Consider the following 15716-nt stretch of genomic DNA (forward strand, 5'->3'; position numbering starts at 1 on the left):
AGTGAAGCCGGAGCGCATTCGATGAATGATTCTACTGAGCAAGTTTGGTCCTCGCGGGTGCGTCCAAGTGGAGCATTGTCTTCAGGCTCGTCGAGTAGAGGCGGCCATGATGGACGAATTCGGTTCGCTTGAGTCGCGGTGGAGATGGTCAACCGCAGCCATGACAATTGGACGTTTACGCAGTCTCGCGGATGATCTTGAGGCCGTGGCGGCCGGTTCGGTACCAGAGCGGCCGGCCATTGCTCTGATGACCTCATGGTCGTTCGGAACTCGGGCGACCCCTTGCCTTGTCGGTCATGCGTTTGGTCATCCGAACATCTCAGACGGAAGACCTGCGTACTCGAGCGAGCTCTTTTACCTCGACCCGGAACGCGGCATCGCGCGAACGATGTCTCGTTGGTACAGACTCGGAACGCGCGTGGACCCCGAATACTGGGAAGAGAGGCTCCGGGAGAATGGGCCGTCGGAGTACTCGCATTGATGGACATCGTCGAATTTCTCGAGGTTCTAAGCGAGCCCCCGCCGCCGTCTACCAGAAAGCCGCCAGTCCCGTGGAAGCCAAGTAGACCCGGCGACGATACCTTTATCACGCTGCCGGTCTTCATGGCCTTCTGCGGCATAGCCGCGGCGCTTCGGCCCTGGAACAAGAAGAACGCCAGGTTCAAGGGCATCGTTTGCCTTCAGGAGGAAGCCTGCCTTTCCGTCTATACGGCCGCCGCCCGAGTCTTTCTGCACGGGGTCGCAGAATACAAGAAAGATACCCGCCCATATGTCAGTGACTGGGGCGGACGCTACTCACACCGCGACCAGCTGGAAGTATTGCGAGTGGATCGAGCGATCTTCGTAAAGGAGCCCGGCAAAGCCGTGGATGACGAAGCGAGGCTCTTCGCGGACATGGTGGTCGATGTTCCGATGCGGAGCCGGGGGCATGTCGAGGCGGCGCTTAGACGCTTCGGGATGCCGGTCATCGAGAAGGATGTCGAACTTCTCCTTTCTGCGCCGTGGTCCTTGCTGGACAAGGCCTTTCAGGAAGGACGCCCGCCGATGCTTTCTCTTCGGAGGCTACAACAACTCCCGTTGCCGTCGACGCGCTCCAGTGCGCCGGAACCCACGATCAGTGTGCCAACCCTCGCGGATATGCATGGATACGGTCCGGTCGTGCAGTGGGGGTTTGACCTGGCGCGTGATCTGGCGGATTACAAAACGGGCCGCATCCGGTGGGAGGATGTCGACGATGGGGTCTTGATTTCAGGTCCGACTGGAACCGGGAAGACGACGTTCGTGCGTGCCTTGGCCAACACCTGCGGGGTATCCGTCGTCGTTGGGTCTTTCTCGACCTGGCAGAGTGCCGGTTCGCTCGATGACTTCTTGAAAGCCATGAGGAAAGCCTTCGAGGAGGCAAGATCGAAGGCTCCGGCAATCCTATTTATCGATGAAGTCTCTACCTTTGGTGATCGAAGCATCCGTGATCATAATAGGGCCTACATGACGGCTGCAATTGCCGGATTACTCGAACTCCTCGACGGCTTCCACCACCGCGAAGGTGTGGTGGTCGTGGCAGCCTGTAACCATCCGGACGATCTCGATCCGGCGATACGGCGCGCGGGACGGCTGGATCGTCAGTACCCGATCACGCTTCCCGATGCTCAATCCCGGCTTTCGATTTTGCAATTCCACAGCGGGGTCGAGCTTGATCAACCTCAAGCTGAAATGTTCGATACAGCGACCGATGGTCTATCAGGTGCCGATATCGAACAAATCGCTCGAGGCGCACGACGAACAGCGCGACGCCGTTCGGAGGTCCTTGCGGGAACGCATATCATCGACCAATTGCCGGCTGTGACGGAACTTCCGGAAGACTTCGTTCGTGCTCTCGCCGTCCATGAAGCGGGCCATGCCCTCGTCTCGATCGAAGTCGGCCATGGAGAGGTCAGTGAGGTCAAGATTTCACGGTACCGGGCTGAGGGCAAATCCAGCCAACTTGGGTACGTCCAATACGGTCACCGTAGTGCCCGGCCAAAGACGCGGCCAGACTATCTCGCGGCGATCGCCGTCTGCCTGGCTGGCATAGCCGCCGAAACGGAGGTCTTCGGTTGTTTTGCCGACGGCGCTTCGGGATCGGAAACGGCCGACCTCAATAGGGCGACGGAGCTTGCGACGATGTTGGAAGGCTGCCTCGGGATGGGACACACACTCGTCGTCGAGCGTTCCCTTGAACAGCTCGAGCGACTGAGGTCCTACAATCCAGAATTCCGCAGGCGCATTCACGAGGTTTTGCAGAACGAGTTCGATCGCGCGAGGTCCATCATTCAGTCTCGTCGAGCCGCTCTCCATGCCATTGTCGAGCGTCTTCTGGAAGCAAATGTCCTGGCAGGAGAGGAGGTCGCCGAGATCGTACAGCGGCACCGGATGCCAACGGTCAGCCTTGCGAAGCTGCCTCGTCGCAGCGCGGGGACGTAGATGGCGAGCAAGGGCCGGGGAAGGCGGCGCTATCGTCGCATCAAAACGGAACCCGACCGGGAGAGGTCGCTTGGGTCGGGTCTGGACGAAATCGGCTTTGACCCGCTGGTACGCCGCATTGTGGTCGGGAGCGCGCGCGACGCATATCGGCGACTGAAGCACCCGACTCCAAGGGGTGCATACTACGATCAGTCGACAGGCCGGATCGTCGTCGAGTTCGAGAACGGCTCGACCTTCACGGTCCCCGGACGATTCCTCGAGGGACTAGTCGAGGCATCCGAGGCTCACCTCGCAGAAGTCGAACTGCTTGCCGAGACGGGTCTCCACTGGGAGAGCCTGGATGTCGATCACGAGATTGGGCTGATGATCACCGGAATATACGGCACGCCGAGTTTCATGGCGAAGTCTGCGACGCGTGCCATGGAGCTGCACAACAAAAAGCAGGCAAACGGCTTCGCCGCCTGGGCTCGGGCAGTTGCCGTATATTTGTCGTACGGATTACCTTACAAGGACGAGATAGGTTGGGAACATTACCACATAACCGCCTATGAGGTCGGGTGTGCGGCGCTTATTGCACTGGGACAGGCGCACGAATTTGTCGGGGGAGCCAAGCCGCGGCGATTTCCCGAACGTCCCGAGCCGCCGCCAAGGTGGGACGATATCTCGACCGCGGTGATCTACGTGGCCGACCAGAACGGCGAACTGCGATTCCGAAAGTTGGACAGACGCGTTCTGTCGCTGAAGACGGACGACCGCGATAGCGTGCCAGTAGCCAACATCGCCGCTGCCAACGGGGCCGGCCCGGCGTGCGCGACGTTTAACGCATACTCGGTTCTGGAGGCTCTCGGACTTGTGCAAGCGGGGTGTTGGACGAAAGCTGCTGAAACGGTCCTCTGGCGCTTCAATCCGTCGAAGTGGAACCTCCATTTCGCGAGCGATGCCAGATTTATCACGGCGGCTTTCGACGCTGCCGCGAATGTGCCGGACGACATCCGCTCTCAGATAGACGCGATTGTCACCGCCGCGGATGAGGAGACTTGGGTGGTTCAAACGCCGAATGGTGAGCACTCCGACAAGTCTGACCTGCCTCCCGATGCCGAAGCGATGCCGCCAGAAAAGCCCAGCGATCTGCGGAGCATGGCAGAAGATTTCCGACGCCATCGTCTCGATGTCTTGTTCTATCGCCGATGGCGCTTGAGCGACGGTTGGCTCTCCGCTGACGAGGCGAAATCCGCATTAGAGATTCACCACGATGACTTGGCGAGTTCGATGAGAAAGGCGGTCATGGGTTGGCTCTACCCAAGCCAGCCACTCCTGGCCCTCTGATCCACTCGCTAGACCGAGTTTTCCTCTTTTTCTGCCGCAGTAGGACAACAGTCATGAAACTTTGGGTCCTCTCAGACCTCCATCTGGAATTCGGACAGCCTTTCTTGCAGACCCCACCAGCCGATGCCGATGTCATGATTTGCGCTGGCGACGTTCTGGACAAGGGCATCGTCCCGAGTCTGCAATGGCTCGCCGACACCGTGGCGCATGCTATCCCCGTGGTTTTCGTACCGGGAAACCACGAGTTTTATTCTGCGTCTGTCCAGGAAAGTATCCGGGACGCCCGCGATTTCGCTGATCGTTTTCCCAACATTCATTTTCTTGAGAACGAGACCGTCGACATCGGTGGTGTCCGGTTCATCGGCGGAGGCCTTTGGACCGATTTTCGCCTGTTTGGCCGAAATCCGGAGGTCACCATGTCGTACGCCGCGCACGGGATGAACGACTACAAGAAGATCAAATTCGCAAAGGCACCGTTTCGCAAATTCAAGCCGATCGACGCCTTGCGGAAACATCGTGAGACTCGCGATTTCATCGCCAGTCGATTGCGCGAAGGGACAGGGCTAGCGACAGTCGTCGTTACGCATCACGCCCCGTCACCGCGTGCGATTGACCTCGGTTTCCGGCACGATCCACTCTCCGCTTGTTACGCTTCCGACTTGGAAGATTTGCTGTACGAGGTCGGGCCAGAGTTATGGGTGCACGGTCACGTCCACCATCGAAATGACTACATGGTCGGGGATACACGGGTTGTATCGAATCCCAGGGGATATCCCGGCGAACCGACGGGGTTTGACCCTAATTTCACTGTTGAGATTTCTCCGAAACCGGGTTCAAAGGGGAAGCTCGTGGATTCGGCGTTGGCCATCCTCGACCGCGCACCCAAGCCCCATCCTGATCCTGGCGGCGAACTTCGAGATGACGCTGGCACGCCGAAATCATGAGTCGGTTTGAGGCGCATCGAGCAAACGGATCGGCGGATTCGCTCGCTACCAAAAATTCAACATCGGGTGGTATCCTTGCCTTTAGAAGCTCGGAAAAGCGGCTTCAACGTTGTGTATTGATAGGACCAGATATGCGCTATTCGCTTTTTCCGTGCGTGGTTGCATTAACAGTGGCGTCATGGTCGACGACCTCACAAGGCCAGGACGTACCGAATCTCACGGGAATGGCGATCCTCAAAGGTAACTGCGAAAAGCTCATCATGAAGGGTGACGATCTCACTGCGCATTGCTCAAAGCAGATAATCCAGTCGATTTACAATACCGGACGCACCGGGTTTGCCGTCGCTGTGGGTGACAAAGGAACGGTAATTACATTTTCAGGACTGGAAGGTGCTAAGCCTGACGCGGATACGCAACTGCAGGACGTTGATTTCATTATCCTCAATCTCGGAATCGAGGGCATCGCACCGGCGAAGACTCCTGTGAGAGGCGGCTGTGGTTACAGTAACCCATACAAAGGGCCAACTACCATAAGCTGCCAGGCCACCGGTGAAAAGGGTGTAGCGTACCTCCTCCAGTTCCGATCGGATGGTTCGCCACCGTCGATGACGGATTTTAGCCAACAACCTAAGGCGGCAAAGAAAGCGGGTTCTGACACGAGTTTCGCGGCAGGAGAATGGGTGGGCTCCGCGATGGAGAACGATCCCGAGGGTGGCTGCCTTGTTACGAAAAAAGTCGACCGCAAGACCGCCGTCATGCTGTACGCCAACAAGAATGAGGCATTCTTGGTGAACATCTACAACAAGGACTGGAATTTCGGTCCGAATGCAGAGGTGAGCGGTGAACTGTTCTTGGATGGCAAGGCATTCTCTCTCACCGGAGTGGATGTAAGAAACGAGCACGTCCTGACCTTGAAGGCTGGGGCCGAGGAAGAAAGTCTGGAGGGCCCGATACGCGAGAGCTCGAAACTCTCGTTCAAGTCGGGGAAGAAACGCATCGAAACCAAGCTCAATGAATCCGGAAAGGCGATCGAAAAGCTTTGGGCTTGCGTGGACCGCGGCTGACAGGGACATTTTTCCGTCAAGAGCATCAACGGACTAGGGCACCCCCCAGTCGTTTTCGGACTGCTTGTATGTCGCCGCCGTGGTTGCGCCAGGCTGTCCCCCCGTAGAGCTGTCAACCTGATCCAGCGCCTCCAGCGCCGTCTTTAGATGGGAACGAGCTATTCTACCTGGTTCCAACACTTCCATAAGGTCGTGAGTGTTGCCAAGGCTATGTCCCAGTTGTGGAAGTTCTTTTCCCGCGCCCGGCGCGGCATCTACACCAACGAGACCGTGGCCGAGGAAGGCCGCGCCGAGCAGTGCGAATGGTTTTTGATCACCAAGGCGAATATTCCTCGCGATGGGCAGCAGTTTCCTGGATCGCCGCAGCCCTATGGCGCATAACCTAAACCAAACGGCCGCCGGCAAGCGTGGCGCGGTTCATGCGCCTGCTGATCTCCCTCGTCGGGAAACCAGTCGAGCGCGGCTCTTTTCTGATCGCTCGAGCTTCCCGGGCTGAAAGCAGTTTTTATCGCCAGAACACGGCTGCTCTGTTAAATCCGGCCGGCGAGTTGGAAAGTCAGCAAAGTTTCGTTTTCCATGAGCTTTGCGAGATTCACAGCATCAAAGCACTTGAGAGAGTTATTTAGCATTACAGCTTTTATAGCGCGGTACGCTGTCAAATGAATCTCGCCTTTGGCATCGTACATTTTCTCGGTTTCAGCCGCAGTGACCGGGTCGGATAAAATTCCCGTGCCCTTAGTCCTCCATTTTTCCAACCCCCTGACGAACAGTGCTGCTTCCTCTGGATTTTGGGCAAGGTAGTTCATAACGTGTCTGCCGCATTGATGGGCGTCCTTTTCGGTGAGCGCAAATCCGTCGAGAAGGGGAACGTCCAACGCCTTGTAGAAGTCCGCGAACCGACCGTGAAACATCGGCTCGAGAACAGACACAAATTCCTTCCTTCGCGCCGATTTGTCGGCTGTGTTCTTTGATTTGAAAAACATTAGAACAAGCCATCCAATAATCGAAAGTCCGTACGTCGGCCACGCCAACACCAATGCAACAATAAAAAGAATGCCCATTTTATCTCCCCGGCGCGGAATGCTATCCGTCAATCGTATATTGACTGATAATTGTGCCGCTCTTGCTTGTCTCTACGAGCATTTAGAACAGACAGGAACATGAGACAAAGACGCGGCACCGATCTTATACGCTCTGACAACTTTCGTGCTCTCGGACGAACGGCCAAAACGGTGACTTCCGATAACGAATGTTATCGGCACTCAGACCCTGAAAACGGCCATATGCGTGATTCGAACCAATAGGCCGTTAACTTCCATAAGGCAGACAAAGCCCCTGCAAACAGGGTCTTGGTCAACGGGTTTAACGTCTGGCTGCCGCCAGACTGGTCCAAATCTGGTACTTGGTCTGAACGTCCTTGTGGGTGATCCAGCCCGCCCTTGATCTTGAAAACCTACCGGGAGATTTGGCTGTCTTGGCTGTCAATGCGGCTATGGCTGCCTGGTATACAGGGAAAGTTCTGGCTACCTATGCGTTTGACCAAGCTGCCCCGATTGTAAGGGCTCCCCGGCCGACTAGCCAAACCAAAGCAGAAGTAGGGGACAGCATAGCCGATATTCCGACAAAGAGCATCGTTTGCCTCGCACTGATAAAGTCGAGATCGCGGCTCGCCCTTGAGTGGAAGCTGTCCAAGCCGAGCTGCGGCATCTACGAGCGCCCGGGGCGAGTTCGACATCTCGGAGCTTCGTTGGGGCGAGGGTTCTTGGCAAAGGAGGATTACGATGACCTGGTGCTTGGCCCCGTCTTCAATGAGGAAGAAGTCGAAGCCCTTTTCGACTAACGGCGGCCTCTTCCGGAAGCGGTCTCGTTTGCCGTGGCCTTCGAAGCGTCGGGTCGATCAGCCATCACCAACACTCTTCGCGACAAATTCCTCAACCTTCGCAAAGGCAGGCTTCACGCCAATCTCTAGGATGTCGTACAGGCCGTAGTCGTTTGTACGCTGAGCCTCGCTTTGTAACCATTCAAGCCACTTGAGTACCCCTGTTTTTCCATCAGTCTTCTCGCGCATAGCTTCCAGTACTATCTGCACACAGGAGTCTGTGAGGGATACCTTGGATTCATCCAGCTTCTCTTTCAACGTAGCCCGCTTCTTCCGAATCGGTGTTTCGGCCTTCGGTGAAATCGACTTGAGGTAGTCGGAAAAGGCGCGATAATACGCATCGGCCTGATCTAACATTTGCAGAATTTTGGTTTGAGCTGCTGGGGTGACATTGGGCATCCGGGAGTTGCCCAGCGAGCTGCGAGACGAAGCGTCATGGACCGAGTATTCACGCTGCTGAGACTTCAGCTCGCGTCTGTAGTTGTCGAGGAGGCGAAGCGAAGGCCTGTTATGATCGATTTTTGTCATCGTGCCAGCAGTTAGTGAAGCTCCATCAGATTTTCTTTGATTATGAAAATCAAGAGGCGATTTCCGCTACGGAGTCGATGATTGTACGACGACGACGGTCTTCACAAGAAACTTCAACGGGGCAAGGTCACGAGTACCGCTCGAGAACAGAAGCTCGATGGGCAGTGTCATTTCTGGACGTTCTCGGCGTCTCTTTCCACTACGAATGAAGGCCTTCGTCGAAGTCAAACCAGACAACGACTAGATCGTGACCGAAGAGGCGGATAAAGCGCGGCTTCTTTCGAAGGATAGACCTGACCTGAATGTCTGGATCGCGATGGGAGCGCCCCATCCTGCGGCTTCTCCGATCATTGTCCTGAAAGAGTGGCTGCCAGAGGTCCCAGTAGCGACCACCCTCGAACGGCCTGAGAACCAGTATCGCATCTTGGAGGACCGTCGCGACGAAGGCATTTCTTGGCTTCAAGCAGAGTGGGAGCCGCAGTCATTCCGGAGATCATTTGCCATCGGAGGACCCGGAGCTTCCACGCCACACGACCGCTTGCCAATGCTTCACCGGACTGTTGAAAGAGCCTTCGAAGAGGCAAGGCAGGCATCTTTCGAATGAGGGCGAGCTTCTTCGATGAAGCCATCTTTTCGGTGAACTGTCCCGCTCGTCAAAGTAATCCAGTGATCACCTGCCTCACGCGGTCGGTCATCGCGAAGACCCTGAGCCGTTCAAGGGTGGTGAGGCTGGCTATCACGTCCGCCCTGACATCCTCGAAATCCAAGATGTGGTTGATAGCGGGCGTCCGGACGTTCACGAATGCCATGGACTTGGTCGGGCGGGCGATCATGTCCTGTTCCAGGAGCGGTCCCAGTGCTTCCAGAAGTTCTTCCGCTTTTTTTGTCACGATGGCCAACTCGCAACCAATCCCCTTGAACTTGTGGATCAGCCGGACGCCGTTGCCCGGGTATAGTGGAGGAAAGTAAATCCAGCTTCCATCCTTGCCGACCACGTCAGGCTTCGCCATTCTCAACTGCGGGAATTGTGCCGACGCCACAGCCCAGTAGTTCTGGTAGAAACCCATCATCGCTGTGTCGGGCGACTTCACGTAGCCTTTTCGGCAGTCTTGGATCGCACTTTCGAAAACATGGCGCTTGAAGGCGAATTCCGCCAAAGGCGCGAGGAAGTCCACGATCCGCTCATACGACAGGTTGGCGTTGATATTCGAGGCGTGGTCTTCCGCCAGGAGATCATAGTAACTGCGTGGGGACATCAGGATGATTTTGAACCGCTCCCATTGGCCATTGGCGACGCCTGCTTCGCCGCGCATTCGATAGCGCGCGAACTGGCGGTCCATGAGTGGAGCGCGGACCTTGTTCTCAATGAGAATAGCGCATTTCGTTCCTCGGCTTTCGACAACCAACTCGATGTCCGTCTCGCCGAGCGAGGTGTCGGCGACGGAGCGGCGGATCGCAATCGGCAACGCATCGGAGGGTTCTCCGGCGACAGCTAGCACCATGGCCAAGAAGTCCCGAGAGCTATGGAGGAGGTCCATCGCCAAGACATCGGTGACGATCTCGTCAACGCGAGCGATGGTGTCTAAAGTCAAGTAACTCATGCGCAATCCCCGAGGTCTTTCAAGTCACATGGCTTGCATCCACGCGGTCGAAACCCGAACAGCTCAGGTCTCAACCAGTCATCGACGTCGCTTTTGGTGTCCGTGGGTTTCGGCGAGGACCTCAAGGCAGCGAGCGAGGGAAGTCTCGTCGACGCAGTAGTCCTGAGGTCTAGCGCCCCCGAGCTGACGCATCGATTGCCTGATCCAGAGATCGGCGTGATCCGGTCGTGAAATTACACGGACGACCTCAGCCCGAAGCTTGTCGAGAGCGGTCGTCCTATAAGCTTCCGCTCGCTGTTCCGCAGCCTTCTCCGCCCTGATTTTCGCGATATCCCCAAGGACCTTTCCAAGCCCACTACGACCGCCGGCGGCTAGTTCCCGGCGAGTCGTTCCATCGCTGTCAGGTCGGACCGTATCCAGCCACGTTATCTGATCTGGCACCACCCAATTTGCGGCTTGGAGAGCCTCTGCCACCCGGTCTTCCGCTTCACGATTGAGGCGGTCATCCCGCTCTTGCTCGGCACGCTGCTCAGCTTCAAATCGAGCGGTCTGCAAACTAAGGAAAAAACTCTCCAACGGCAGTCCGGCCAAATCTTCAGGCGGCTCGTCCTGCCGGGCTAGCTGCATCCTCACGATCGACGTCCGTAGGCTCTTCAACTTGCCCATCAGGTGATTAAATCGTCCGTCATCTTGTTGAAGCAGTTTTGCGACCGACGTGCCAAGCTCTCCCGATCGTTCCTCCAGCCAGACATCGACATCCACCGACGCACAGTAGGCTTCGACCGTTCCCGTGCCGCTCGGGAGATAGTGTCGCGTCCTGACTGGGTCATGAAATATCGGCCGCGCCCGTCTTCATGGGCGACACCTGTTGCTTGGAGACGCCCCAAGTAGCTTGCGACCTCCTCGTAAGCCGACTTGAAGTCCGGAGCGATGTACTTGGCGATCCAGTTCGTATCCTCAGACGACATGAAATCAAGCTCGGGCTTCGGCCATTTCCGCTGGCGCAGCCTTTCAAGCATGGCGACCGCATCGACCTTGTCCGGGTAGACGGTCGCGCCGAGCCTGTAGAGGATTGCTGCCTGCCATTGCCGTCTCGGCACCCGGAACGCCGACGGCTGCGTGTCGTCAGAGTCCATCTGGTCCGCAAGCCCGAGGGCGACCATCTCGTCGGCGAGTTCGGCCGCCCGCGGCGAATTCAGCATCTGACGATCGCGGTAGAGCGCAATCCGCCTGCCAGCATCGGTTTGACGGCTTTCCTCCCGTGCAGCCCTTTCATCGGCGATGGTGATTGCCATCGCCCGAAGCGCAGCACTCTGGAGCACCACGCGTGGTGCGAGATCAAGAATGACTTCATCAAGGTCGTCGAGTGGATGAACTCGGTAACTAGAGACGTCGATCTCGAGGACGTCGACATCCATGGTGGCCAGCTTATCCAGTTTCTCCAAAGGGCAGCCATGAGTGTTTTTGATTTCGATGAAGAGCTTTCGGCCTTCCGGGCTTATGGCGACGATATCCGGAATCAGGTCTCCTTCGGCAACTTCCAGCTGGACGTCCGAGAGGGCGATGGACTGCCGCGATGTTACAGGACGACGTCTGCCGTCCAAGTCGGTCATCCATGTATCCGGCATCGTGACCCTGCCGTGCCTGGCGATGATCTCTTTGCCGAGTATATGCAGCGCCGTTTCGCCGGCAGTTGCGCAATTCGGCGTTATCTCGTCGGGGCGATGAGCGAACGAATGCCTGCGAAGAGTGATATCGCCGCCGTTCCGAGCGACAAGGGCGCGTCCGCAACCAAAGCAGACGCATCCGCACCGCAAGCCGTTTGCGACCTCAGATATATGGCGGCGCGATCCGTCGGCGGCGTCACATGCGACAACGACTGTGCCGTCGTCGCATGGAGAGAGGTCGGCGAGCGTTATACTGGTAGCCATCAGTCCCCGTGAATCAGTTGAGGAGGGAGGCTAGCCTAGAATGTGGCGGCCCGGAAGTGTGGCACAGCATGTGGCCCAAATGCCCACGTGGCTGCCACCCATCGCCATCTCGTCTTGTAGTCCTGACATTTCCTGAGCGGGCATTGAAGCGGTGCGCCTGCACGACCGGATTTGCCGCGCGCCGTAACAACACAAATTATCCACCATCCGTGCGAAGTGAATTTTGCGATGCGATATTGGCCGGTGGATTGGACCGTATAGCCGGGAGAGGAAGAAGGCGTGCGCTGTGGAAATCACTGCATCGGAGCTAGAGTGGCTGTCGGAACGAAACCGAGGCGCTTGCCGTCGCGGGCCACCTCCGAACCTCTCGCCGACACACCTACGACCCTGACCAGGGTGCCCGGCGAAAGAGGCTCTCCGGAAGCGCTCCCCTGAGCGTTCGTGATGACAGCAGAAGAGATGACTACATGTGTCGGCTGCACCGGTACGAAACCCTGCGCTGGATTTGCCAAGACATTTACCGTCTTTCCGACGGCGAAGTCCTCGCCAATTAGCTTCATCTGGGGAACCTGACGTATGCCGAACTTGCCGAAAGAAAGTTCGGGCACTCGTACACCCACATACGAGGCCAACGCCGTAACCTGGATCAGGCCGGTCCTAGCGGGGTCCGCAGCGCCGAGGCCCTCCATTACGGTGTAGGCGAATACGCCATGATCTTGAAAGCCTTCCAACGCTGGTCCGTCATCACTTGAGGCCGCAAGCACCGACCGTCCGGTCGCGCGTGTGAGGCGATCAAGAGCAGCGAGACGGCTCAAGCCGCGGGTGGTGCGCTCAAGCGTTAGCGTGCCGCTTTCGCAAGTATCGAACATCAACAGCGATTTGCGAGTCGCAACACGAGCCAACCAAATCTGCCAGTCGTCCTGATCGATGCCCTGCTCAGCGATGGAGACGGTGCCGCCGGCATATTTGAAGTCATAGGGTATGAAATAGTACCGCCCGTCCTCAGTCTTGCCGTGGCCGGCTACAAAAAGAACGAAAACGTCCGTAGAGCGGATTTGCTTGGCAATGTCGTCAAACACCAAGTTGATTCCACTTCGTGTCGCCTTCTCGTCAGTCACCAGCCAAGTTCGCACACCGTCGAAGAGATCGGCACCAGCGAGTTCAAAGGAGTGGACCATATCCGCTGCGTCATTGGCCGCGAACTTGAGGGTTAGCGTGCTATCCCAATACCGGTTGACACCCACGGCAAGTACAAAAAGGCGGGGCGAGGCGGAGGTGCCGGCTGCTATCCAGCTAATCTTTGTGGAAGCCGGTGTTGAAGCGATTCCATTGGACGCGTTGAAGACACTAAGCTCGATAATGTTGTCGCCGGGCTCAAGTAGAAGGCTGTCGTCTATATCTATTGGTTCGCCTTGGCGTACTCCTACACCCGACGACAGGGTGCGGGCAACACGGACAATCCCGTTTACCCGCCATTCGAGACGGCCGATGCCGCCGGTCGACGGCGTCAGTGTTGCCTTGGCAATGATAGACTCCTTGTCCGCCACGGTATTGCCTGCAGGCGATAGGATCGCCACACTCGGTGGTAGCCCGTCCTTCAGCAGCGTATTGATGGTAGGGTCGGATTCCGCCTTCTGCTCAGGGGCGTTGCCCGATGCAACACTGGCCACCAAATCCGGCCGGTAGAGGGAGTTGAAAAAACTATCGATGGTAATGGTCTCATTGAGACTCGGCGCTAGAAAGAGGTTCTCACCCGCGCCCCTGGTCCCTGCGAAGTAGCCGCCGTCGATGCGGGTCAACCAATTGCCCTCTTCGCTCAAGACGGTCGTCATGATTGGGTTGGGCATTTTTTCGTCGTAGAGCAGCATGCCGCCGACATCAGTCACCACAACGAAGCGGCCTTCCTTCTGCGGCCCAAGCGCGAGAACATTTCCCCCGGATCGGGCATGCTTAGACGTCCACTTCTCAGCGTTGAGGCTACCGATGGCAGGCTCGTCCTCCGCCTGGATGCTTACCAGACGGTCTTCATGCAGCCGGCTCACGCGCCCGGCTGTCGCAAACCTGGTAAGGGAGTTGCTGCTGGCGATGAGTTTGCCGTCAAGGAGAGTGAATTTGCCGCCCGCATAGCCGTAGACGAGCCCTCCGACACCACCAAGGCCGACAGTAACGCCGAGGAGCGAGTCACCGCTTTCCGCATCCGGAAGTACCCAGTGGACGCGTCCCCAGTGCCAGCTCGTGGTCCTGCCGGATTTCTTTGTCTCGAGCCTAAGTTCGAGCCGCGTCACGGTCTTTCCAGACGCAACGTCTTGCACCACCGCAAAATGCCCATCTCCATAGAGGATGCGGCGACCGCCATCGACGAAGCCCATTGCAAAAAGCGCCTCCGAAGTCTTCCGCACGAGGATACGACCCGAATTGCGCTCTGCCACGATAAGCGTGTGGGAGAGCTTCTCGGCGACTAAGTCCGAATAGACGGCGGCGATGTAAAAACCGTCTGGCGACACCTTTAAGTCATCGGCCTGATCGTCTGCGAACTTGCCTACAGGAGTCACCTTTCCGGTCTGCAAATCCAGTTCCTTGATCGATCCCTCGTTGCACGCGAGAGCGACTCGGCCGTGGCCCGAGAACGCAACGGAATCCCCGTCATCGATCTGTATCGGCGACTTGTCCACGGTGCAGTCAGTCGTGGCTAGCTGCCGTACCTGCCCGCTTTCGGTCTCGAGGATATAGGCGGTTGCTCCAGCGATGCCCACAGCTACGCTGCCGTCTGGGCCAACGGCGGCCCCGGCCAAGCCTGTTCGATTTATCGCGCTCGATGGTGTGAGAGCTTCCCCGGTTGCAAGGCGATAGCGAAAAACGCCGTCACTGCCAACCGTGTAGACTTCGCCTCTTTCCTCGTCGATGTGCACATGATTCCCAGTTTGCCCGAAATGGGAGACTGTGGTGAGGCCACCGCTCGAGAAGTCCCATCGTAACACCGAACGGGTGGCATCATTATCACCACCAGAGAACAGAAGCCCTGATCCGTCTGACGTGAAGGCAAGCTCATCGCCCGGGGTGTCGACTTCGAAATTTTTGGAGTAGAGCGACTTTCCGGTGCGCGCATCGCGAATCTGGTAGCTGTCGTCCTTCTTCGCGAGATAGCGATCCCCAAGCGGTGCGAGCGACAAATCCTCCAGGTCGAAAACGGCGGACAACTGGCGTCCCGTGGACGCATCGTATGTCCGTATCTCATGCGTAAAACCCTTTTTGACATGGCTAAACTCGATCGCGACGAGTGAGCCATCCGATGATACTTCGATCTTCTCAGGCAAATTGTCTGGCAGTGTTTGAACCGCCTGATGGGCGGCGTGCTTGGCGAGGTCGGCGATCCAGATACCTTCCTTGCCCAACACCCACGCGGTTGCGCCCGTCGTCGCAATCGTCAGCTCTGGGTGCGCAAAATCCAACATCCCTGACAGTATTATGAAGTCCTTGCGCATGCCGGTTCTGGCATCGACAATCAGCAGGCCGTTCCTCTTGTCATCCCAACGCGCCAAACACACGATCTCCTTTCTAGCACTGCTGTAGGCGAACTTGTATCCTGATGCTTGCGCGAGGCCCCTAGCCGGCACACCGGTATCTAGGCGGAAGCGCGCAATGTTGTCGCAGCTTCCGGCAAGGACAAGGTTGTCCTCTGGAGCGACCACGAGACTGACGAACCAGTCGTCAGAAAAGGATGGGCGGTCGAACGGCTGCGGACTGTCGTAGGGACCTACAGCTTCGCGGGTCTTCTCTTCGAGGACGCGGTCGAGGAGAGCGCCGGCCTCCTCGTCGTTGGCGATATGCTCGTTATGGTGTGAAGCGAAACGGGCTAAGGTGTCGCGAAGCGCGCGGCTGTCCTTGCCGTCGAGAACAAACCCCGAGAGTTCTCCGAGGACCAGAAGCTTGCGCTGTAGTTCACGGACTTCCTCGGAGGCGGAAGCCGTCTTCACGACAACAGT

At 57.4% G+C, this 15716-nt stretch carries 10 protein-coding genes and 1 pseudogene; 6 read left to right on the top strand and 5 right to left on the bottom strand.

The genetic code is table 11. The annotated features are described in order from the left end of the window. The first annotated feature begins 247 nt into the window (after window positions 1-247). The 6 genes and pseudogenes from RWK44_RS05015 (at window position 248) to RWK44_RS05040 (ending at window position 6175) form a co-directional block, all read left to right on the top strand. Window positions 248-481 carry a DUF6634 family protein gene (locus tag RWK44_RS05015; protein ID WP_316028571.1) on the top strand — a complete coding sequence of 78 codons (234 nt, stop codon included), beginning with the start codon at window positions 248-250 and terminating at the stop codon, window positions 479-481. Then, window positions 481-2460 (top strand): AAA family ATPase, encoded by a 1980-nt coding sequence (locus RWK44_RS05020; protein ID WP_316028455.1) that lies wholly within the window; start codon window positions 481-483, stop codon window positions 2458-2460. Before RWK44_RS05015 ends, RWK44_RS05020 begins: the two co-directional genes overlap by 1 nt. Continuing rightward, window positions 2461-3786, top strand: a complete 1326-nt coding sequence (locus RWK44_RS05025) for a DUF2442 domain-containing protein (protein ID WP_316028456.1) — start codon at window positions 2461-2463, stop codon at window positions 3784-3786. 53 nt (window positions 3787-3839) lie between these two features. Further along, window positions 3840-4604 (top strand): annotated as a pseudogene (locus RWK44_RS05030) (metallophosphoesterase); the annotation flags it as partial. Window positions 4605-4861: 257 nt separating this feature from the next. Continuing rightward, on the top strand, window positions 4862-5794 hold the full coding sequence (locus RWK44_RS05035; protein ID WP_316028457.1) for a hypothetical protein: 933 nt from the start codon (window positions 4862-4864) through the stop codon (window positions 5792-5794). 147 nt (window positions 5795-5941) lie between these two features. Further along, on the top strand, window positions 5942-6175 hold the full coding sequence (locus tag RWK44_RS05040; RefSeq protein WP_316028458.1) for a hypothetical protein: 234 nt from the start codon (window positions 5942-5944) through the stop codon (window positions 6173-6175). Window positions 6176-6324: 149 nt separating this feature from the next. On the opposite strand, the gene RWK44_RS05045 is transcribed toward RWK44_RS05040, so the two are convergent. From RWK44_RS05045 to RWK44_RS05065, 5 genes are all read right to left on the bottom strand, one after another. Further along, window positions 6325-6855, bottom strand: a complete 531-nt coding sequence (locus RWK44_RS05045; protein WP_316028459.1) for a hypothetical protein — start codon at window positions 6853-6855, stop codon at window positions 6325-6327. 836 nt (window positions 6856-7691) lie between these two features. Further along, a complete protein-coding gene (locus tag RWK44_RS05050; protein WP_316028460.1) occupies window positions 7692-8201 on the bottom strand; it encodes a hypothetical protein in 510 nt (169 codons plus the stop codon). A 653-nt stretch (window positions 8202-8854) separates the two neighbouring features. Then, window positions 8855-9802, bottom strand: coding sequence for a hypothetical protein (locus RWK44_RS05055; protein ID WP_316028461.1), 948 nt, complete (start codon window positions 9800-9802; stop codon window positions 8855-8857). A gap of 665 nt (window positions 9803-10467) precedes the next feature. Beyond that, complete coding sequence (locus tag RWK44_RS05060; protein ID WP_316028462.1) at window positions 10468-11415, bottom strand: hypothetical protein; 948 nt, start codon at window positions 11413-11415, stop codon at window positions 10468-10470. Between the two features lie 611 nt (window positions 11416-12026). After that, window positions 12027-15707, bottom strand: a complete 3681-nt coding sequence (locus tag RWK44_RS05065) for a caspase family protein (RefSeq protein ID WP_316028463.1) — start codon at window positions 15705-15707, stop codon at window positions 12027-12029. Window positions 15708-15716 lie beyond the last annotated feature (9 nt).

This window comes from Rhizobium sp. 25PS6 (assembly GCF_032464655.1).
Classification (GTDB): Bacteria; Pseudomonadota; Alphaproteobacteria; order Rhizobiales; family Rhizobiaceae; genus Rhizobium; species Rhizobium laguerreae.

What these genes read in the sequence shown, in the direction of transcription:
- RWK44_RS05025 (WP_316028456.1), top strand. Translation starts at nt 2,461, where the DNA reads ATGGCGAGCAAGGGCCGGGGAAGGCGGCGCTATCGTCGCATCAAAACG.
- RWK44_RS05060 (WP_316028462.1), bottom strand. Translation starts at nt 11,415, where the DNA reads ATGACCGACTTGGACGGCAGACGTCGTCCTGTAACATCGCGGCAGTCC.
- RWK44_RS05035 (WP_316028457.1), top strand. Translation starts at nt 4,862, where the DNA reads ATGCGCTATTCGCTTTTTCCGTGCGTGGTTGCATTAACAGTGGCGTCA.
- RWK44_RS05040 (WP_316028458.1), top strand. Translation starts at nt 5,942, where the DNA reads ATGGGAACGAGCTATTCTACCTGGTTCCAACACTTCCATAAGGTCGTG.
- RWK44_RS05045 (WP_316028459.1), bottom strand. Translation starts at nt 6,855, where the DNA reads ATGGGCATTCTTTTTATTGTTGCATTGGTGTTGGCGTGGCCGACGTAC.
- RWK44_RS05015 (WP_316028571.1), top strand. Translation starts at nt 248, where the DNA reads ATGACCTCATGGTCGTTCGGAACTCGGGCGACCCCTTGCCTTGTCGGT.
- RWK44_RS05020 (WP_316028455.1), top strand. Translation starts at nt 481, where the DNA reads ATGGACATCGTCGAATTTCTCGAGGTTCTAAGCGAGCCCCCGCCGCCG.
- RWK44_RS05050 (WP_316028460.1), bottom strand. Translation starts at nt 8,201, where the DNA reads ATGACAAAAATCGATCATAACAGGCCTTCGCTTCGCCTCCTCGACAAC.
- RWK44_RS05055 (WP_316028461.1), bottom strand. Translation starts at nt 9,802, where the DNA reads ATGAGTTACTTGACTTTAGACACCATCGCTCGCGTTGACGAGATCGTC.